The 20,139-nt window shown below is 64.9% G+C and carries 22 protein-coding genes and 2 pseudogenes; 13 read left to right on the forward strand and 11 right to left on the reverse strand.

All coding sequences use genetic code 11. From position 1 onward, the window contains the following. A pseudogene (locus A5651_RS24975) lies at window positions 1–244 on the reverse strand (peptidase M48); the annotation flags it as partial. Between A5651_RS24975 and A5651_RS15825 the strand changes: the two are divergent. From A5651_RS15825 to A5651_RS15835, 3 genes are all read left to right on the forward strand, one after another. Next, window positions 225–803 (forward strand): hypothetical protein, encoded by a 579-nt coding sequence (locus A5651_RS15825; protein WP_231988707.1) that lies wholly within the window; start codon window positions 225–227, stop codon window positions 801–803. The pseudogene A5651_RS24975 and the gene A5651_RS15825 sit on opposite strands and share 20 nt — an antisense overlap. Before the next feature lie 155 nt (window positions 804–958). Then, entirely contained in the window at window positions 959–2,620 is a 1,662-nt protein-coding gene (locus A5651_RS15830) for a PP2C family protein-serine/threonine phosphatase (protein ID WP_066982568.1), read from the forward strand. A gap of 76 nt (window positions 2,621–2,696) precedes the next feature. After that, window positions 2,697–3,050 (forward strand): STAS domain-containing protein, encoded by a 354-nt coding sequence (locus A5651_RS15835; protein WP_066982570.1) that lies wholly within the window; start codon window positions 2,697–2,699, stop codon window positions 3,048–3,050. A 5-nt stretch (window positions 3,051–3,055) separates the two neighbouring features. Here the strand turns inward: A5651_RS15835 and A5651_RS15840 are convergent, their stop codons facing one another. The 8 genes and pseudogenes from A5651_RS15840 to A5651_RS15875 form a co-directional block, all read right to left on the reverse strand. Continuing rightward, window positions 3,056–3,874: a mycofactocin-coupled SDR family oxidoreductase gene (locus tag A5651_RS15840; protein ID WP_066982573.1), complete on the reverse strand. Its 819-nt coding sequence runs from the start codon at window positions 3,872–3,874 to the stop codon at window positions 3,056–3,058. Next, on the reverse strand, window positions 3,867–4,709 hold the full coding sequence (locus A5651_RS15845) for an oxidoreductase (protein ID WP_066982574.1): 843 nt from the start codon (window positions 4,707–4,709) through the stop codon (window positions 3,867–3,869). The genes A5651_RS15840 and A5651_RS15845 overlap by 8 nt, the downstream gene beginning before the upstream one ends. 1 nt (window position 4,710) lies before the next feature. Then, entirely contained in the window at window positions 4,711–5,964 is a 1,254-nt protein-coding gene (locus A5651_RS15850) for a hypothetical protein (RefSeq protein ID WP_066982609.1), read from the reverse strand. Between the two features lie 174 nt (window positions 5,965–6,138). Further along, a pseudogene (locus A5651_RS26030) lies at window positions 6,139–7,122 on the reverse strand (sulfotransferase); the annotation flags it as partial. 35 nt (window positions 7,123–7,157) lie between these two features. After that, a complete protein-coding gene (locus tag A5651_RS15860) occupies window positions 7,158–7,601 on the reverse strand; it encodes a nuclear transport factor 2 family protein (protein WP_066982578.1) in 444 nt (147 codons plus the stop codon). 66 nt (window positions 7,602–7,667) lie between these two features. Then, window positions 7,668–8,042, reverse strand: a complete 375-nt coding sequence (locus A5651_RS15865; protein ID WP_231988708.1) for a hypothetical protein — start codon at window positions 8,040–8,042, stop codon at window positions 7,668–7,670. A gap of 39 nt (window positions 8,043–8,081) precedes the next feature. After that, on the reverse strand, window positions 8,082–8,480 hold the full coding sequence (locus tag A5651_RS15870; protein WP_066982581.1) for a hypothetical protein: 399 nt from the start codon (window positions 8,478–8,480) through the stop codon (window positions 8,082–8,084). Window positions 8,481–8,533: 53 nt separating this feature from the next. After that, the gene (locus A5651_RS15875; RefSeq protein WP_066982584.1) at window positions 8,534–9,334 is read right to left on the reverse strand and encodes a PPOX class F420-dependent oxidoreductase; all 801 of its coding nucleotides are present in this window, start codon (window positions 9,332–9,334) and stop codon (window positions 8,534–8,536) included. A 143-nt stretch (window positions 9,335–9,477) separates the two neighbouring features. Between A5651_RS15875 and A5651_RS15880 the strand changes: the two genes are divergently transcribed. Further along, window positions 9,478–11,223, forward strand: coding sequence for a PE-PPE domain-containing protein (locus A5651_RS15880; protein WP_066982587.1), 1,746 nt, complete (start codon window positions 9,478–9,480; stop codon window positions 11,221–11,223). A gap of 269 nt (window positions 11,224–11,492) precedes the next feature. Continuing rightward, window positions 11,493–12,587, forward strand: a complete 1,095-nt coding sequence (locus A5651_RS15885; RefSeq protein ID WP_231988710.1) for an acetylserotonin O-methyltransferase — start codon at window positions 11,493–11,495, stop codon at window positions 12,585–12,587. A 202-nt stretch (window positions 12,588–12,789) separates the two neighbouring features. Here A5651_RS15885 and A5651_RS15890 read toward each other — a convergent pair whose 3' ends face one another. Beyond that, the gene (locus tag A5651_RS15890) at window positions 12,790–13,332 is read right to left on the reverse strand and encodes a TetR/AcrR family transcriptional regulator (RefSeq protein ID WP_066982618.1); all 543 of its coding nucleotides are present in this window, start codon (window positions 13,330–13,332) and stop codon (window positions 12,790–12,792) included. Window positions 13,333–13,518: 186 nt separating this feature from the next. Here A5651_RS15890 and A5651_RS15895 point away from each other — a divergent pair, with 186 nt between their 5' ends. Beyond that, entirely contained in the window at window positions 13,519–14,727 is a 1,209-nt protein-coding gene (locus A5651_RS15895) for a cytochrome P450 (protein ID WP_066982590.1), read from the forward strand. Between the two features lie 79 nt (window positions 14,728–14,806). On the opposite strand, the gene A5651_RS26445 is transcribed toward A5651_RS15895, so the two are convergent. Next, window positions 14,807–14,938 carry a transposase gene (locus A5651_RS26445; protein ID WP_156662970.1) on the reverse strand — a complete coding sequence of 44 codons (132 nt, stop codon included), beginning with the start codon at window positions 14,936–14,938 and terminating at the stop codon, window positions 14,807–14,809. Between the two features lie 341 nt (window positions 14,939–15,279). On the opposite strand from A5651_RS26445, the gene A5651_RS15900 reads away from it, so the two are divergent. From A5651_RS15900 to A5651_RS26035, 7 genes are all read left to right on the forward strand, one after another. Then, window positions 15,280–15,555, forward strand: coding sequence for a WGxxGxxG family protein (locus A5651_RS15900; protein ID WP_066982593.1), 276 nt, complete (start codon window positions 15,280–15,282; stop codon window positions 15,553–15,555). A gap of 397 nt (window positions 15,556–15,952) precedes the next feature. Then, complete coding sequence (locus A5651_RS15905) at window positions 15,953–17,086, forward strand: site-specific integrase (RefSeq protein WP_066982596.1); 1,134 nt, start codon at window positions 15,953–15,955, stop codon at window positions 17,084–17,086. Between the two features lie 136 nt (window positions 17,087–17,222). Continuing rightward, window positions 17,223–17,411, forward strand: coding sequence for a helix-turn-helix domain-containing protein (locus A5651_RS15910; RefSeq protein WP_066982599.1), 189 nt, complete (start codon window positions 17,223–17,225; stop codon window positions 17,409–17,411). After that, complete coding sequence (locus A5651_RS15915; RefSeq protein WP_066982602.1) at window positions 17,408–18,115, forward strand: hypothetical protein; 708 nt, start codon at window positions 17,408–17,410, stop codon at window positions 18,113–18,115. Before A5651_RS15910 ends, A5651_RS15915 begins: the two co-directional genes overlap by 4 nt. Before the next feature lie 387 nt (window positions 18,116–18,502). Then, the gene (locus A5651_RS15920; protein WP_156662971.1) at window positions 18,503–19,177 is read left to right on the forward strand and encodes a hypothetical protein; all 675 of its coding nucleotides are present in this window, start codon (window positions 18,503–18,505) and stop codon (window positions 19,175–19,177) included. After that, a complete protein-coding gene (locus tag A5651_RS15925) occupies window positions 19,174–19,809 on the forward strand; it encodes an AAA family ATPase (RefSeq protein ID WP_066982607.1) in 636 nt (211 codons plus the stop codon). The genes A5651_RS15920 and A5651_RS15925 overlap by 4 nt, the downstream gene beginning before the upstream one ends. 111 nt (window positions 19,810–19,920) lie before the next feature. After that, on the forward strand, window positions 19,921–20,139 hold a 219-nt coding region (locus A5651_RS26035; protein WP_231988711.1), incomplete at its 3' end, for a hypothetical protein.

Below are 20,139 nucleotides of genomic sequence, written 5' to 3' on the forward strand. Positions count from 1 at the left end.
GCTGAGGCAAAGCCAGCTCCACGAACGGCAGACGCAGTTCGTGGGCCAGCTTGGCCATCTGCTCGGCCAATGCCGAGGCGTCTCGAGCCAGGGCGGGACCCAGCCGCGCGGCCACCGCATCCAGCTGGCGCGCGCGCACGGCCTCGCCGGACGGCGCGAGCAGCAAGCCGATCACGGCGGCCGGGGCCGTGGTGGGCTGGCTGGCGAGTTGTCGGATCTCGGCATTGGCCGAGCAGATGGCCAAGCTGGCCCACGAACTGCGTCTGCCGTTCGTGGAGCTGGCTTTGCCTCAGCTTGCCGCGCATCCGCGCGAGTATCAGGACGAGCTGGTTGCCGCATTGAACGACTTAGCCGTTGCCGACAGCACCGTGACGATGTTCGAGTATTGCGTGACGCGGCTGGTCTGGAGCTACCTGCAGGACGCCGCCGACCCCTCGCGTCGAAGCAGGTTGGGCAAGGGCTCACTGCGCGATGTGCGGCCGTTGGTCACGACGCTTCTGGCGACGCTGGCCGTGGCGGGTGGAGGTGATCAGACCTCGACTGGGCACGCCTTCGACGCTGCGCTTCGTCGCTTGTACGGGGATGCGGAACGGTCCGACAACCCGCGTCGGCGCAGCTGGCAGCAGACCCTGGACGAGGGCTGGGCAGCACTGGACGCTCTGGAACCAAAGGCCAAGCAAGCCCTCATCGAGGCAATGGTGGTGTCGGTACTCGATGACGGCACGGTCACTCCGTCGGAGGCCGAACTGCTGCGTGCAGCATGCGCGTTGATGCACGTTCCGTTGCCCGCGCTGCTCGGCTGAGCGGGTCGCAAAGCCTATCCGTATTCGCGCGAGACGGGCCAAGCTGTCACGAAAAGGTTGTGGCGGGCCACAGTCTGCGCCATAGTGAGGCGGATACCTCTTCCGGCCTCCAGCCACGTGGGCCATTTTTCTTGGTTCACCGTAGGAGGCTTTTCGTGCGTGAGCAGGTCGCCGTGGGCGTCGAGACTGATCTCGACGCGCCGTGGACGTCCCTGCCGTGGCCGGTGCTGGTCATCGACGCCGCTGGCACGGTCCGCGCACGCAGCGAGTCCGCCCAATCCGTCCTGCCCGCCGCGACGACCGGCACCCGCATCGAGGACGCGGTGCCGCCGTGGCTGTCGCAAGCCCACCAACAGTTCACTCAGTCGCTCGCGGCATCTACGCCCGCGCCGGCACCGACTGTGTCGGGTGCGGTGAACGGCCGCGAATTCGATGCAAAGCCGGCGGTGCTGCCGGGCGGCAACGTGGCGTGGTACCTGGTTGAGGATTCCGTCCGCCTCCTGGCCGAGGCCGAGCAGTCGTTGGCGAAGGAACGCGAACGCACCGCCTTCCTGGCAGAGGCGTCCGCGGTGTTGGGTGCTTCGCGCAACGTGGACCGATGCATGCAGGCGACAGTGCAGATGGCGAAGAAACACCTGGCCGACGCCGCAGTCCTCGTCGCACCCCCGACCGGCAGGCGAGTACCGGTGGTCTGCAGCGGTAGCGACGGCGCCGCCGCGCCGCGCAGCGTAGTCGCCGACCCCTCCGACGTGGCGGGGCTGAGCGAGGCGCTTCGCGGATTCCCGCCGGTGCCGTCACGCTGGATAGATCCGGACACAGTGCCCGACTGGCTCAAGCCGGACGATTTCACCGGGCCAGTCGGATCGGTGGTGATCACCCCGCTGCCGGGCCACGGCACGCCTGCCGGCGCGCTCGTGCTGCTGCGGCGCGCGTCGCAGGCGGTGTTCAGCGACGGCGAGGAGGTGCTGGCCCTGCTTTTCGCGGCGCGGGCCGGTGCCGCGCTGTCGGCCGCACGCGTCCATGCCGAACAAGCGGCCACCACCCGCATGTTGATGCGTGAGCTGATGCCGCCCCCGCTGCGTCGGGTGCACGGGATCGACATGGCAGGTGGATATCGCGCATCGGAGGATCATCTGGTCGTCGGCGGCGACTTCTATGACGTCCACCCGGCTGCCACGCCAGAGGACGAGACGCTTGTGGTGCTCGGCGACGTCTGCGGAAAGGGTCTGGACGCCGCTGTGCTGACCGGCAAGATCCGCAACACGCTGCAGGCGCTGGCTCCCTTGGCCAATCATCACGAAGGCGTGCTCAAGCTTCTCAACGACGCGATGTTGTCGCCCGACAACAGTCGATTCGCCACTATGGTGCTGGCCTCGATCGCCCGAAGGGACGGTCAGCTGGCGTTGCGCCTCACGTGCGCCGGTCATCCCGCGCCGCTGATCGTGCGCAACGACGGCCGCGTCGAGGAGGCCGACACACGCGGCACGCTCGTCGGCGCGCTGCCGCAGTTCAAGGCCCGATCGTTCGAGACGTCACTGGCGCCGGGGGAAACGTGCTTGCTGTACACCGACGGGGTGACCGAGGCACACGGCGGCCCCAGGGGTCGCGAGATGTTTGGTGAGCATCGGCTGAAGAAGGCCATGGCCGAATGCGTCGGGATGCCTCCGGAGGCCGTGGTCGAGCACGTCCTCACGCTCACCACGAAATGGCTCAGCCGGCGAACCCACGACGACATTGCGGTGGTGGCGATCACTGCGCCCCACCGCACGCACCTCAGCGCCGTCGACGGTCACACCGCTGGACGGTATACCGCTTGATCGTGACTGACCCAGTGCGGGCACCCACGGGTCCCGCCGCGCCCACCCGTCCGAAAACCGACCCTTCATCGCAGGAATGAACATCACCCAGACCGTGGATATCGCAAACCGAACCGCCCGTGTGCAGGCCGCTGGTGACCTCGACTACGTCACGACGCGCGGCGTCGTCGAAACCGTTTCGCGGTTGCTCGTCGAACAGCCCGACCTCGCCGAGATTCGCATTGACTGCTCCGAATTGGACTTCTGCGATTCGGCAGGCCTGTCCGGGCTGCTGCAGATTCACCGCCAGACCTCGGCGGCCGGGGTGCAACTGCATCTCGACGACCCGCCCAGCCATCTCGAGCGTCTCCTGCAGATCACCGGTACGCTCGAGCACTTCACGGCGGCTGGTGATGCCGCATCGGATGCCAGCGACGAGCAAAACGCCTGACGCGGTCAGTTGCGCAGCAGGAACCCGGCGTCCAGCGGCCACGCCGTTCCCGTGATGAACTTGCCGGCATCCGAGACAAGCCACGCGACGGCGCCTGCGACGTCGCCGGGTTCCAGCAGCGGAATGGGTAATGCGTTCTGCTGAGCTGAGATCCATGCGTCGCCGGCCGAAACGAGCGCCATCGTCGCGTCGTTGAGGATCATGTCGGTGGCGACGCCGCTCGGGTGAATGGTGTTGACGCGGATGGAGTGCAGCGCAAGCTGAGTGGCCCACCCTTGCATCAGCGCGACGAGCGCCCGCTTGGAGGCCGCGTAGGCCTGCGGTCCCGCGCGGTCGGTGCCCAACGCCTTGATTCCCTGTGTCGAACTGGTCAGGACGATGGATCCGCCGCGCCCTCCCTCGATGAGCGCCGGGATGGCCGCGTCGACAGTGTTCCACGCGCCGACGAGATTCACGTCGATGATGTCGCGGAAGGTCTGCTGGCGGTCCTCACAATCGGTGACCCGAATGATGCCGGCATTGGCCACGACAATGTCGAGGCGTCCGAACTCGCGCAGCGCCTCCGCGACGACCCCCTGCATGGCCTCGGCATCGCGGACATCCACCTGCCCCAGCAAGATTCGGCGGCTATGGCCTTCGACGAGTCGCCCGGTCTCTGCCAGATCTTCGGGTGTGGAACCCGGATAGTCGGTGGACGCGAAATCTGTGCAAATGTCGACGGCGATGATGTCAGCGCCCTCGCTGGCCAGCCGCACCGCGTGTGCCCGGCCCATGCCGCGCGCGGCACCGGTGACCAGCGCGACGCGGCCGTCGAGGCTATTCACTTTGTGCCGCCGGGAAGTTGACGTTCTTGGTGACGGACTCCCACTCGTCGATCGACGCCGAGAACGCGGCGAGCTTGTCCCGCACCGCCTTCAATACGTCGCGGCCGAGCAGCAGCCTCAGCGGTGGCTCGTCAAGCATCGTCACCATCAGCACCGCCTCGGCCACCTTGCGGGGATCGCCGGGAAGGTGGTTGGCGAATTCCTTGATCAGCGTCTTGCGCGCACCGACGTTCGCCTCGTAATCGTCTATCGACGTGGCGGATTCCCACATCGAGCGGGCGGCCCAGTCCGTGCGGAACGCACCGGGCTCGACCGCGGTGACCTTGATGCCGAACGGTTTCACTTCCTGCGCCAGCGCTTCGGTCAGCGCCTCCAGCGCGAACTTCGTCGACGAGTAATAGGCGTTCGGTGGATTGGCGACCAGACCCGTCATCGACGAGATGTTGACGATGTGCCCAGACTGGCGAGCGCGCATCTGGGGCAGCACCGCTTTGATGGTGTCCACGACACCGAAGTAGTTGGTGTCGAACAGTTTGCGGACCTTATCGTCCTCGCCCTCCTCGATCGCCGAAAGATAGCCGTTGCCCGCGTTATTCACCAGGACGTCGATCCCGCCGAACGCATCGTCGGCCGCCGCAACGGCCGAAGCGATCTGGGCCTTGTCGGTGACATCGAGCGCGACGATCGCTGCACGCGGGCCGAATGTATCGGCGAAATCGGCAATCGTCTCGGGACGCCGCGCCGTGACCACTACCGAATGTCCGGCTTCCAATGCGGCGCGGGCGATCTCACGGCCGATGCCGGTGGAGCAGCCGGTGATGAACCAGCGAGCCATATCAGTTCGTCCCTTCGGGGAGCCGACGCAGGTACGCCGCACGTCGGTCGGCGAGTTGGATTGCGCGTTCGTCGGCGGACACGCGGCGCAGGGTGGACACTTCCTTTTCGAGGTCGTCGAGCTTCACCACCCGCCCGCGGGCACCAAGGTCCTCCTTCGGTCCGTCCTCGCCGAATTCGGCCATCCGCAGGGTCAGGATGCCCTCACGCAGGCCGTCGGAGTCGATCCAGTTGGCCAACCCAGGGTCGGTGGGGGAGATGACGTAGGTATACGTGCCGTCGTCGTTCGGCTCGGACTGCGCCTTGTTGAGGCTGCCGGTGCGGTCAATGATGTCCAGCGTCGTGCCCCAGATATTGCTCAACGGCACGGTGAAGTACTCGGCGCCGCCGTCGCTCACATCGACGACGAACGCTTCGCCAGGGTTCAGATCGAACCGGCCCATCACGTAGACCTGGTTGCGCATTGCCCCGACTTTGTCGGCCGACCAGGCGAGGTTGAAGTTGTTCGGTGCCATCTTGTACACCCCGTGACTGAGCTTGCCGGTGAAGTTCGCGAAGTAGGCCATCATGCCCGCGGTTGCCTCGGCCTGCTCGTCCACGGTACGCGGCGGCGTCGAAGGTGCGGCGCCTAGACGTTGCACAGCAAGGTGATTGGGATCGTCGCGGTCCCAGTTGAGCAACACGTCGCGGATGTAGAACTCGTGGGCCTGCGGCGTCGTTTGCACGTGGTTGGGGCGGCCGCCCGCGGGTTCGGAATCGACGGTGATCGTGAACGATCCGTCGCTATCGACCTCCATCGTGCGGCCGTTGAGCACGGCGACGGTGCCCATGTTGGCATCCCACAATGTGAAGTAGTTCTCGGTCATCCGATTTGCCCCCACCTGGCCGCGGATTTCATACCGCTCATCGCCGGAGATCGGGATAACGCGGTACACACTGTCGGGATTGTCGATGCCCCAGCGTGATCCGGGGATGGCATGACCGGCCACGGGGTGACCGAGTCGGGTGATGCAGCTGACCTTTGGTCGCAGCTTGTCCTGGTTCGACGACCACACCGCAGCCGAGAACATCACCTCGGCGAAGGCATCGTCGAACCGCTCGCGCATGGCCTCGGATGCCTTCGCCCGGCCCAGCCAGGTCTCGGCGACGCTGCGGTACGCCTCCTTGACCGTCGGATGCTTGGTGAGCTCGAGCGCAGCGAGTTCCTGCTCGTGCTGTGACTCCGTCGCGACGGGATTACCGGTGAAATCGGACATCCAGCACCTCCTCAAAGATGTTGTCCCGGAGCGTAATCGGGAGTTGTAGATGGCGAACCGCTCGTCGATCTGCTCGTAGCTCAATCCGAAGTCTGCGGGGGCATAGGGTGGACGCGCCGGCTCGCGCGGCCGCTCGACCAGCCAGCGGCGCATCGCTGCTTCGGCTTCGGTTGTCAGCGGCACGCCGACGGCGTCGTACACGCGGGCGACTTGACCGATCGGATCGGCGACGGCGTCGGCGAATTCGATGTCGGTGCATCGCGTCGCCTCGTCGGTCCACGCCGATCGGGTGGCCATCGCGCGGTCGTTGGTCCAGCCCATGCGCTGCAGCCATTCGGCGCCGACGCGGTGGCGGTCCACGTTGTCGGCGTGCATCGCGTGCAGTGTCGCGTTGAGGCTGGCGCCGGAGGCGATGGTGTCCTTGGGGTCGCGGTGCATGTGCACCACATGCAGATCAGGGAACTGGGCACGAAGTGTGTCCAGATAGCCAAGGTGGGCAGGGGATTTGAGCACCCACCGCTGGGCGGTTCGGCCTGTCTGGCGTTTCTGCCACTGCAAGAACTGCAGCATGCGGTGCAGGTAGGCATACGCCGGGGCGAAATCCTGACCGTCTATCCACGAGCGGTAGTGCGGCACGTGTGCGCCGGACTCCGGGACGTGGGAGAGGAACGCATCGGAGAGGAAGACGATTTCTTCTTCGGGTTCGCGGGCGTACATGGGGTGGATCGAGAAGAGTTCCGGCGCGAGCTCACGCGAAGTCGCCTCGCGCTTCTCACTGATGGCAATGCGCGGATCCTCGGGCGTGTCGAACCGGTAATCCAGCTGGGGCGCGACTTCGACCACTTCCCAGCCGTATGCGCAGTGAAAGCGGCTGTCGGCGGCGAGGAGTCGCTGCAGAAGGGTTGTGCCGCTGCGCATCATGCCGACGACGACGATCGGCGAGACGATCTTTTCCGCGCTGATCTCTGGGTGCCGCCGGACCCACTCTTGTGCGCGCAGTCGCATGCGCAGGCTGTGAATCAGGCCGGAGCGCAGGATGTGCACCCCGATGTCATTCAAGTCGGCGGCGGAATAGCTGTCCGCCAGTACTGCCAACGGCTCGGTGAACGGCAGCGGGCCCCAGTCGTCCAGGGTTTCCTTGCGCTGCGCGACGGTCATCAGTTCGCCGGCGTCGAAGGCCTGTGCCACGGCAGTCAGAATTTCAGATGGTGGCTGGTGTCACCGACCTGGTCGACGAACATGGTCCGGGTGTCGAACCACCACGTCCCGTCGACGCGGTGGAAGGTGTCGCGGTAGTGCCCGGTCACGATCACCTGCAGCGGCAGGTCCGGCGTCGACTGGGTGACGCAGTAGTAGGCGCTGCCCTGTGCAGTGCCGGCGTCCTGGTCGACGTCGATCCGCACATTGGTGGTGAAATGCTTGGTCTTCGGGGTGCCGTCGTCGTAGAGGCGGGTTGCCATCCCGTACATCTGGCGCACGCGGTCGGCTCCGGCGAACACCGTCTCCGGGGGACCGTCTTCCATGCCGCGGATGCGGCCGTGGGCGAACAAGGCGGCGACACCGTCGAGGTCCCCGGCGTCGAGGCGCTCTGCATAGGTATAGATCAGGTTCTCTATCTCGCGGGCGTCGTCGCTCATCGGCGGTAGACAACCAGCCGGAAAGTGTCATGTCAACGCTTGCGTTCACCTGGACGCGCGGCGGCCCTAACCACCGATCCCGTTGTCGAGGCCGAGGTGGGTGCCGAAATACCACGGGACACCGATGCGCGCGGTAAGCGCGAGGAGCACGAACACCACCAATGCGGTGAGCCACCCGACCGTTCGCATCCGGGTTTTGATCGGCGAAAAAGCTAGGCCCAAGAACAGCAGGCCGATGCCCCCCTGCAGCCACATGAGGATTCTCAGCGGCGTGGCCGCCGCCTTCTGGTAGTCGATGGTGTGACCGTCGGGAAAGCCGAACATGAACAACTCCATGCTCGTTTCCAGCGCAAGGCCGAAAGCGGCGAGGGCGCAAACGACGCATCCGATCAGCGAGACGACCCGCATCGCGCCAGTGCCCGCGTTACCCGCTACCGCCATCAGAGCATTATCGGGCGGGCGCTGCGCGCCGGCTTGCGATTAGTGGTCGTCCTCGTCGTTGTCTGTATCGGACTTGTCTTTGTCGTTGGACTTGGACTTGGACTTGGACTTGTCGTCCTTCTCCTCCTCGTCCTCATCGTCGTCCCTGTCGTCCCTGTCCTCTTCGTCGGACTTGTCCTCGTCTTTGTCGGACTTCTCGTCCTTGTCGGACTTGTCCTCGTCCTTGTCGGACTTCTCGTCCTTGGACTTGTCTCGGTCGGCGTCGCCGGATTCGTCGAGCTTGTCGGCGTACTTGGTCAATAGCCGCGCGAAGTCACGTGCCTCCTGGGCATCCACCGCGTCCTCGAACAGTCGTTCACCGTCATTGGACACGCGCTCCAGGTAGACCTCGCCGCTTTTGATGCCGACATTCCACTGGCCACCCTCACGATCAACCATCGCCGCCTCCTTTTCGCCTGACCAGACGGACGACGGGTACCCACTTATGAGCGTCAGGACGACACCGGAATCAACTCGGCGTGCACCGTGCGGCCGTATTTGGACCGGCCGAGGCGGTGCGCGGCGGGGACCAGCACACCGTGAAGCAACGGGTATTTGCGCCGAAGGAGCCGCGCCGCCTCCCGGTACTCGTCGCCGTCGAGCAAGCGCACCTGGCCGGATTGCATGGCGCCGGTGGCAGCGCCCGACATCGTCGCCGGACCGAACTCCACGCTGGGGTTACGTCGCATGCGGCGCACCTTGACGGCCTTGTCGAAACTCCGGAAATACGCGCGATCGCCATCCACCACGATGCTGATCGGGCTGGTGCCGACCGTTCCGTCCTTGCGGTATGTCGTGAGCCTGATGGTCTTCTGCCGCACGAACGGGGCTAACGCCGGATCGGTGGCGCAATTGACGTAGCCCACGACGAACCCAAGCTGACGCAGGCGCAGTACGAAGGCGACGGCGAGGGCGAGCGACGCCGCGCCCAGCAGCCAGGCCTGGGCGGCGGAGCCGCCGAGGTCCAGATCCACCACGTGGTTGACGGTGTGGATCGCATTGGCCACAAAGAATCCGGCAATCGCGGTGATCAATGCGTCCGACCAGATCAGAGCCAGCAACAGCGTCGCGCCGAGGCCGATCTGGAAAGCACCGAGGTCGTGCAGGAAGTGCTCGTGCTCGGGGAATTCGACGAATCGCGCGAACGAGGTGGGGTCGATAAGACACCACAGTCCGATCACCAGGGTCACCAGTCCGAGCAGCGCCGTCACCGCGGTCACATAGACCCGTGCGGCGGTTCCTTCGCGGTTCATAATGGCCGTCCTTTGTCATCATTTTCGCTTCATCCGGTAGACGAGGCGGCGCGCAGATGTGTGACGCTCGGTCGTCGCGCCTCTGTTTCAGCAAATCTCCCATTCGACAATCAGCGGCGCGTGCACTGTGTGATTGTTGACGCATGCGTAACGCGGTACGGAGCGTATTCCTGTTGCTGCTCGGGCTGCTGAGTGCAGTCTTCCTCGGCGCCGCGATGGCGTTCGTGTCCGCCGTCAGCCTGGCCGCCACCGCGTTGATCGTGCCGGGCACCGGCACCCCGGACGCCAACATCGTCCCCAACTACATGGAGAACGCCCGCGACTACTACCTGCAGGGCACCTTCTGCACGACCGAGGGTGGGTGCGACACGCCTGGCCAGAATCTCATCGGCATCAACTACCCCGCCTCCTTCTGGCCGTTGCCGTTCCCGGGCTGGTGTCGGTCCGGACCCGACGGCTGCGACAAATGGAACGTATCGGTGGCAAAAGGCGTCGCAGGCCTTGACTATGAGTTGTTCGAGAACATCTGGGCTCAAAATCCCGATGAGGACATCGTCATCTTCGGCTACTCCCAGGGTGGCCAGGTGGTCTCCAACGAAATGCGCGTACTGGCCGACAAGCTGACGCCGGAACAGAAGCAGCAGCTACAAATTGTCATGATCGGCAGCATCGCCAACCCCGACGGCGGCCTGTGGCCGCGACTGAGTCCGCTGTCGCTGCTCGGTCAGCTCCTGCTCGATGCGAAGTTCGGTCCGCCGATGATCACCGACAGCGGGATACCGACCACCGTCATCGGCTTCGAGTACGACCCCGTCGTGTATTCACCGAAGTACTGGGGCAACCCGCTTGCCTTGCTCAACATGCTGGCGGCGTTCGAGACCGTTCACGGCCAGTACTTGGCGGGCCCCGACCGACCCGGAAGCGGATCGCTGCCGTATGGATACACCGAGGAAGAACTGGAAGAGGCGCTGAACGACCCGGCCAACATCCGCTATGGCGGCAACGATCCGACGAGCATCAACAAATACATCATGATCCCGGCGAAATCGTTGCCGCTGGCGGATCTGATCCTCAGCACCGCCGACTCGATCGGCATCAAACCGATTGTGAAACCGTTCGTCGACCTCCTTGCGCCGATGGCGAAGGTGATCATCGATTTGGGCTACGACTGGAGCGGCGACCCCAATGTCCCGCAGAGCCTGTCGATCCTGCCGTTCAACCCCTCTCAGAACTGGCTCGCGGTCGCAGGAAAATTCGTGGCAGCGGCGTTCGAAGGCATCCAGGCGTTCCTGCATGACCTCGGCCTGGGACCGGCCCCCGCGGCGCCGACGGTCAACCAGCAACACGCCAACACGCTCCTTTTGGACTCGGAGGCCAAGACGACCAAGCTGACCGACAAAGAGACGCTGAACACCGAAAAGCTCGCAGGCGCTTCAAACCTGAGGTTGGTACGCAACTCTGAAGGCGCCGGACTGGACCGGGCACAGGCGGGTCAACAAGTTAAGCAGCAGGACACCGGGGTAGACGCCAACGGCGCGGTGGTCAAGCAGGATCCCACCGTCACCGAAGAGAAGCGGGTGACCGAGGAAACTGAACCTCAGACGACGCCCCAGAAGAACGAGGCCGTGAACAACGATCCCGAGAACAAGGATCTCGACGCGAACGCCGGCGATACAGAAGGCAACGTCACGAAGAGCGACACCAAGGACGTCCACGACCGAAAGGCCCTCAGCAGAAAGCTGTTCACTCCGCGGGCCGACATCAAGACCGATGACACCAGGCACGGCATTCATCGCAGAGACCTCGGGACGCACGGCGTCAACGGAAGCGGCGACACCGAGCAGGCAGACACCGACAAGCCGGCAGACGTCAGCAAGCCTGCGGCTTGATGACCGCGGGTCCTGTACGTTTCATTCGCGGGTAAGGTTCAACATCCCGGCTGTGGAGAATCACACACTGTGACGGTCTGGTGTTCACCAACACATCTTTCAGGATCTCCGCAGAATTCCCGACCCACCGTCGAACTCGAATGCCTTGGCAGAGCAAGCCTTTATGCGCCGCAACCCGCCGCCACACAGCGCGCTCACAGGTTACAACCGCTTGGTCACACGCTCGGAGCCATAGTGGCCCAATGGTTTACCGGCGTAGCGTTCGAAATATGTTGAGTCAAAGCGCCGTCCGGCGTGAGGTATTCATGATGCGCGCATTTCAGAACCGGGTGGCCGGTCCGGTGTTGCGCCGCCTCACCGGACCTGAACAGATCATGCGGGAGGGAATGAGCTTCTGGGGCTCTCGCGTCGTCCTCCTTGCCGTTGAGTGTGGTCTGTTCACCGAGTTGGCGACGGGGCCCGCGACCGCGAGCGACCTGATGAGCCGGCTCGGCTGGCACCCACGCGCCACCGGCGCACTGCTTGACTGTCTCGTCGAGCTGGGGTTGCTCAAGCGCGACCGCAAGGGCAGATACGCAAACACTCTGCGGGCGAACCTGTTTCTGGACCGCAACAAGCCCAGCTACATCGGTGGGTTGATGGAGCTGTCCAGCAGGCGCCTCTATGAGCTCTGGTCGGGTCTGGGCGTGCTGATGTCCACGGGAAATCCAGCCGCCAGCGAAGAGACCGGGGACAACGAGTTCTTCTCCACGCTGTATCAGGATCCCGACGCGCTCAAGCAGTTCCTGTCGGGAATGACGGGCATCTCGACGGCAGAGGCGACGCTGATTGCCGCCCGATTCCCGTGGAAGCGCTTTCGGACGTTCGTCGATGTCGGTGGGGCGCAAGGCGCGTTCGCGACGCGCGTCGCGCTGACTCACCGGCATCTCACCGGCATCAACTACGACCTGGCCGCAGTGGGACCCATCTTCAAGGAATACGTCGCGTCGTTCGGGTTGGATGATCGGCTGACGTTTGTCTCCGGTGACATGAATGAGGGGCCCCTGCCGCAAGCCGACGTGATCTCATTCGGTCACCTTCTGCATGGATACGGCGAGGCGACACGGCGACGACTGATCGCCAAGGCGTATGCGGCTCTTCCGCCCGGTGGCTCGCTGCTCGTATACGACGCGATGGTCAACAACAAGAGCCGATACAGGTTTATGAGCCTGTTGTCGAGCTTGAACATCATGCTCGAGACCCGCGAGGGCTTCGAAGCGACCACTGCTCAGTGCGCGGGGTGGCTGCGCGACGCGGGGTTGCGCGACATCACGATCACTCATCTGGTCGGGCCGACGTCGATGGTCTACGGATTCAAGCCGTAGTGGACCGGCGGCGGACCGTCGATCAGAGCAAGCCCAGCAACTCCAGTCCGTGATGTACTTGACTGTCACCGGCGGGGTGACGTGAGGGATGTCTTTGTCGGAACCGATGTTGTCCTGCATTGCCGCTCGGATGTGATCAGCGGGCGCGAGTGATCCGTTGATCGAACGTTCGGGCTTGCGGTAGTTGTGCAGCAGTCATTCGTCAGTTGAATGCTGGTGCAACGAAGCGCTCCACCATCTGGTTTTCCAGCTCGCTGTCGCCCATCGGCCAGACCGCCAGCGACATGACGACGCGGACGATCCATTGGGCCGCCTGCGGGTCGTCGGTTATGCCGGTGAGGTCGGCGGCGAGACGGCCTAGCACCGGCGACGAAGGGAGCCCGGTCAGATCGCGACCGGCGCTCAACCCGATCATCATTTGGCGCATCGGGTCTGATCGGATGTGTTCGAGTGCGACTGTTATCGCCTTTACCACTCGCTCCGTGCCATCCAGGTTGTTCACGGCGCGTCGGACCGAGTCGACGATGCGGGCCGCCAGGCGGAGTAGAACTGCGTCGCGGATCTGGGCTTTCCCGCCGGCGTAGCGGTAGATAGTCGCCCGCGAACAGTGGACTCGTGCCGCCAAGGCGTCCAGGTCGAAGGCATCTAGGCCGTCGCGCAAGACGAGGTCGGTCGCCGCGGCATAGATGCGGTCCGCGGCTGCCGTACGGCGCTCGCCTCCAAGCAGCCAATCGTCTCGGACCACAGTGATCTTCCTTTCGAATCCCGAATTCATATTGTCTCAGCGCTGAGACAAAGTCGGCCGCAGATTTCAGCGTTGATGCAGGTCCGGGATGCAGCCTGCGACGGCCGCCGCGCGACGGGTTAAGCAGGATTTTCAACTATTGCGGAGACGGTTGACGCACACCGGCGACGCGGTCAGCGTGGAGAAATGACGCGGCTGGGGATCGAGTTGTTCGACGACGAGTACATACAAGACCCGTACCCTCTCTACCGGCGAATGTTGTCCACAGCACCGGTGCATCAAATCGGCGATTCTGGGTTCTACGCGGTGTGCAGTTGGGAGGCCGTTAACGAGGCCATTGCTCGACCCGAGGTCTTCTCCTCGAACTTGACCGCGACGATGACGTATCAGCCTGGTGGCGAGGTGGGCGCGTTTGAGATGGAGGGATTAGGCGGAAAGAGCCATGTACTGGCGACCGCCGACGAGCCTGCGCATGCGGTGCACAGGAAAGCGTTGCTTCCGCAGCTGGCAGCCAAGCGTATCCGTGCCTTCGAGCCGTTCATCGCTGAAACAGCCGAGCGGCTCTGGAATGCCAACGCGCGAAACGGGCGCATCGAATGGATGAGCGCCATGGCAAATCGACTGCCAATGATGGTCGTGGGGCGGATCATCGGTGTCCCGGATGCCGACATCGACAAGCTCGTGCGATGGGGATATTCGGCGACCCAGGTGGTCGAGGGGCTTGTCAGCCAAGATCAACTCGCCGCTGCGGGCATCGCCGTGATGGAACTCGCGGCATACATAACCGATCAGTTTCGGCGGGCTGCCGCCGACCCGCAGGACAACTTGCTCGGCGATTTGGCCATGGCGTGCGCATCGGGTGAGTTGGAAGAGCTCACCGCGCAGGCGATGATGATCATCTTGTTCAGCGCGGGTGGTGAATCCACGGCGTCGTTAATCGGATCCGCGGCTTGGGTTTTGTCGACTCGCCTTGATATTCAAGCGCGGGTGCGCGATCAACCAGAGCTGCTCGGCGCGTTCCTTGAAGAGGTGCTGAGATATGAGCCCCCGTTTCGGGGTCACTATCGTCACGTCGTCAACGACACCACACTGTGTGGTCTGGACCTTCCTGCGAATTCGCGCCTTCTGCTGTTATGGGGCGCAGCCAACCGCGATCCGTCGCACTTCGACGATCCCGACGAATTTCGACTCGATCGGCCGGCTGGGAAAACCCACATCACATTCGGCAAGGGCGCGCACTTCTGCGTCGGAGCGGCGCTCGCTCGGTTGGAGGCTCGGATCGTGCTCGGTCAGCTGCTTGAATGCACCTCGAAGATCGAAGCGGCTGAAACCGGGCGGTGGCTGCCGAGCCTCCTCGTGCGCCGTCTCGAAAGACTCGAATTGGCTTGCGAGTAAGGATCACAGCCAATCGTCGACACCTCCGTGCTGGCCTCACCGACTAATGTGCCCGTACCGGCGGGAAATGGGCGGGCTGTCAGCGTGATGGCCGAACGAGGAACGACTTTCCGCAGTCACCGCATTCCCATCGCGGCGCGCTGGCTTGCCGACTTACATCAATTCGATATGTGTCGGTGCTGCCACATCGTGGACACGTCACAACGGGCATATACCTACGTTACGGCTCGAGCCCCGAAACCCCGCAAAGCCCCCGGATGGTGTGGCTGACGAACCGAGAGCTTGAGGCGACGGTCAACGGGGCAACGCTAGCGTCTTAACAAATGGGGATGGTCCCCGTTGACCGCCTTGCAGAGAACGTCGCCGCATCCCTCAGCGAGCGCCCCCCACTGGTCCAGCCAAATTCCCGAATGGCCAAAGCTCAAACCGAGCCGTTAGCCACACCACTCCGGTTTAATTCCGCGTTCTACGGTTATACGTCCGCGCGCTGGTCGGGGACGGGCGGTTATGCAGTACCGCTGCCTCGTACGACGAGAAAGAGGAGCAAGCGAAATGCGTGAAGCTGTTGCGGTCGGCATGACCTCACTGGCGTTGCTGTTCGGTGGCGCGGGCGTCGCTAACGCGACTGAACTGACGGTCCCCTCAACCACGACGACCGTCGTCGCACAGGACAATCAGAAGGACGACAACGACAACACGGGCCTTTGGGGCCTCGCAGGACTTCTGGGTCTGGTCGGTTTGGCGGGATTGATGCGGCGTCAGGACGCCGCCCATCCGGCGCCGCGCGGCACCGGCACAACTGGCACCACCGGGCCAGGGACCGTGTAACTCCCGCAACCTCTACCGCAGGTTCGTTTTGCGGAGGCCTATCAAATAAGGAATGCAGAGCGGTCTCGCCAGCACGAGGAACCGTGCCGAAACCGGTTACTGTGATCCGGATTGCCTCTCCCTTCGGTTCGGAGCCACTGGGAAATGCTCTAGTTGCACGTATCTTGCATGAGGCAGCATCCGTGCTGGTCAGATGGTGCCCCCGGCAGGATTCGAACCTGCCAGATCCACCGGTTGCTACTACTCTGCGATCTATGCCCCGAACAGCTCAAATCCGCCTTTGAACAGTGGATACTGTAGAGGGAGTCTACACACCATTTGTGCGTATATGTGTGCCCTGGATAGCAATCCTCGGTACTGTTAGGGCACAGATAAGGCACGCCGGAGGGGGCGCGGAATGGCGGAGAAGAAGCGGACGCGGCGCAGCTGGGGCAAGGTGCGAAGGCTGGCGAGCGGCCGGTGGCAGGCGTCGTATATCGGGCCCGACCTGCAGCGCCACGTTGGGCCGCACTCCTATACCGCGAAGATCGACGCCGAGGCCTGGCTGATCGACGAGCGCCGGGTCATCGAGCGCGGTGAGTGGACACCGCCCAGGCAGCGGGCGGCGGCGAAGACGGCCGAAGTCGTCACCGTCGGCCAGTACGCCAAGCAGTGGATAGCGCACCGCAACCTCAAGCCGCGGACCCGCATGGGCTACGAGGCCTCGCTGGCCAACCACATCGAGCCCGTCCTCGGGGCGATCCCGGTGAAGTCGCTGACCCCGCAGGCCGTGCGGGCATGGCACGCGGGCATGGACAAGAAGACACCGACCGCGAGGGCGCATGCCTATCAGCTGCTCCACGCCGCCATCGCCACCGCCGTCAGCGACGGCCTGCTGCCCGCGAACCCGTGCAACGTCCCCAAGGCGCTGTCCGCCAAGGTGAAGCGCCAGGCCGTGATCCTGACGCCCGCGCAGGTCGCCGCGCTGGCCGACGCGATGCAGCCGAAGCGGCTGCGCGCCATGGTGCTCGTCATGGCGTGGTGCGCGCCGCGGTGGGGCGAGGCGATCGAGCTGCGTCGCCGCGATGTCAGCACCGACTGCAGCGTCATCACGATCGCCCGCGGCGCCACCCACCGCAACGGCGAGTGCCACGTCGACATGCCCAAGTCTGGCGAGGGGCGCAAAGTCGTTGTGCCCCCGCACATCCGGGCAGACCTGAGACAACACCTCGACCAGCACGTGCCGAAACACCCTGACGCGCAGCTTTTCCCGGCCGCGATGGGCGGCTGCCACCTCAACGACCGGGTGTTCCGCGACTACTTCGTGGAGGCACAGGAGGCGATCGGGGTTTCTGGGGCGCGAATCCACGACCTGAGGCACTTCGCCGGGACGCAGGCTGCCCGCGTGGGAAACCTGCCCGAGGTAATGGACCGCCTCGGCCACAGCACCGCACGTGCCAGCCTGATCTACCAGTCCATGGTGGATACCCGCGCCGCGGAGGTGGCCGAGGCGCTGTCGCTGCTCGCCGGGGCGGTCGACTCGCCTCAGTAGACCTCTGTAGGGGGTTGCCCTGCGCCCCTTGGCAATACCCGACACGCCCGGGGGTGACCAGCGGATATCGCGCTGGAGGTTCAGAAACGCCAAAACACGCCAGCCGGCCGGTCGCGCAGCAGGCTAATTTTGTCGCATGAGCACCAAGACAACGCAGGAGTTGACTGTCGCTACTGTGGCCGCGGACCTGAACATCCACCCCGCCACCGTCCGCCGCTACATCGCCGACGGGTTAATCCCGGCGCGCCGGGTGGGCCCGAAGCTCATCCGCATCCGAGCCTCGGACTTCGAGAAGTTCAAGGATGGGCTAGGGGGCCTCGCGTGACCACGTACACCCTGCCCGCCAGCACCAACGGCGCCGACGACGCGCTGAACGAGCTAGGCCAACTGGCGACCGCGACTGAGTGGAAGCGCGCCGCGATCGTCGCCGCGCTGGTGCTGCCGCACGGCAAGCGCAAAGACGCAGATGGCAGTTCTGCCATCCACCGCGTCACGGCCAACCAGTTCAGCAAGCGCGGTATCCACGGCCTGACCAGTCACCACACCGTGGCGGTCTACCGCGACGCCTGGCAGGCGGCGGTCGACGCCGGGCTGACCCGGCCCGCGGCGCTCGGCGTCGAGGTCGAGCTGCCCGACGTGCCGTGGCCGTTCCAGAAGGCAAAGCAGGACAACGCGGAAGCTGACGATCACGAACCCAATGACCCCGACGAGGGCGTGCTTATTAAGCGAATGTTCGTTGCGCGGCAACAAGCCGAAAAGGCACTGGCCGACCTGCTGGCGGCGATGCGCGGTGTCGCAACCCGCACAAACTTTCTTTTCGTCGCGCCGGGCGAGTGGCGCACCCTCGCCGCGATCCTGGCCACTTCGCCCGATCATCTGCTCCCCACGCCGGTGGCGCTGGACGGCAGCCGAGCAGGCGTGGACCCCGACGTCCGTGGTCGTTGGGCTCAACTGATCGACGTAGCACCGACGTTGGCCGGGCGACCAACTCCAGACACGGTCCGCGGCGGTGAGCTCGCCACCGTATAACAACTGAATATGCACCAGCTAGCCGCGAGGCCTGCTGGCCGCCGCCAGATCGATTCGAGCACAAGCGATCCGGCGGCGAGGGCGCAAAGCCCGTTGCCGGCTTTCCTCCGGTTAACGGCGAGTCCAGTTCGCCGGTGCCAGACCGGGCACCTGCGAGAGCCACGAGACGTGAGCCGAGCTGCCCCGGCGGGGTCCGAAAGATGGTTCCCGCCACGGGGGCTCGGCTTCGCCTGTCCCGCCGGACTTTATCGAAAGGTGCCCCAATAGGAAGCAGCCGACCGGATGAACCGATCGGCCGCTTGCGAAGGAACTCAACCTACGCGAACCCGAGACCCCTGAGCAGGAGGGCGACCAGACCCTCTCCGAAACGCTTAGGAGAACAAGCTCATGTCCGATTCTACTGCACCGGTCGGCCCCGGGGACGGACCGCCGCGGCCGTTGGTGACCGACTGCGACGGCCGCTGCCCAGAGTGCGGGTGGCACGTCCCGACCCAGGGTCACCACGAAAGGTGCTCGGGGCCCGAGCCGTACAAGTCGCCGCCGACGACGCCGAGGCCAGACAGGCCAGCGGACAAAGAGATTCACTACCTGCAGCTGTGGGCCTACGAGAGCGGTTTGATGAAGAAGCTCCACGACCAGGGTCTCATCGCCGACGATTGGTATCGGCGGACCCGCGCCCGGGTGGAGCGAGCGCTGAACCCGCCGACGCCCCGGGCGGTGTTTCCGGCATCCGAGGTCGGCGCAGGCCGCAGACGCAGCTACTGCCTGCACGGGCTGTCCAGGGAACTGCGGCGGCTGGCTGAGACTCCCGAGGGTGGCCGCAACGACCAGCTCAACACGAGCGCATTCAAGTGCGCCCGGTTCGTCCGCGACGGCGCGCTGTCGCACGACGAGGTGGTCGGCCCGCTGCGCGAAACCGCGATCGGCACAGGCCTTCCCGCGTCCGAGGTCGACCGCACCATCCGCAGCGCGTTCGACGGCGCCGACGCCAAGGGACTCACCACCGAGGTCTCCGACCGCGACGGCTACGGCGACGCCTTCCAGATCGGAGGCACGCCGTGACCGATAACATCCCGCCGCACCTCGAGCCGCTGGTCACCGACAAGCTCGAGAACCTACTGGCCCGCGACGCCGCGATGGAGCGGCTGCAGGAGCAGCGCGCGGCCGGGCTGGCAATACCGCCGCCGGTTCGGCTGTCCGACCTGCTGGCGATGCCCGAGCCCGACGTGCAGCACCGCATCAAGGGGTTGCTGAAGATCAGGGACCGTGCGCTGCTGGCCGCCCAGCAGAAGGCGGGCAAGACGACGCTGCGCAACAACATGGTCGGCAACCTTGTCGACGGCGACGACTTCCTGGGCATGTTTCCGGTGACCCCGGTGGCACCAGACCGGACCGTCTTCGTAATCGATTTGGAGATGGACCAGTGGACGAGCACGCTTTGGTTGCGAGACCTGGCCATCCAGCACCCCGAGCGCGTGGTGCTGCACTCGCTGCGCGGCCGGGCATCGACGTTCGGCATCCACGTCCCGGCCGTCCGACGCGAGTTCGCGAAGTTCATGAACGACTGCGGCGCCGAGGTCGCGGTACGTGTAGCGGCGGGTGGCGGGGTCGAAGTCGAGCGCGCCCCTGGGAATGTCGACGTCGCGCCCGTTGGCGGTGAATACGCGGACTCCGCCGTAGTCGTCAGCCGGTAGGTCGAACGGGTCAGCGCTCTTGGGCTGCCCGGCCTGGTTCGCCTTGAGCAGCCGCCAGTTCACGTCGGGCCAGTCGAGCAGCCTGCTGTCGCCTCGGGCGCGCTCGTTCTGGTGCCCCATGTGGTGGATCACTATCGACTCGCTGACCCCGGCCTCCGACATCAACTCGTCCCAGGCCTCGAGGAACCGGCCGCAGTCCTTGTCCTCGGACAGGCCGTGCGCGTCGAGCACCGGGCGCACGCAGTCGAGGACGGCGACCTCGGCGCCGCAGTCGTTCATGAACTTCGCGAACTCGCGTCGGACGGCCGGGACGTGGATGCCGAACGTCGA

Source organism: Mycobacterium sp. 1274761.0 (assembly GCF_001668615.1).
In the GTDB taxonomy this organism is placed as follows: domain Bacteria; phylum Actinomycetota; class Actinomycetes; order Mycobacteriales; family Mycobacteriaceae; genus Mycobacterium.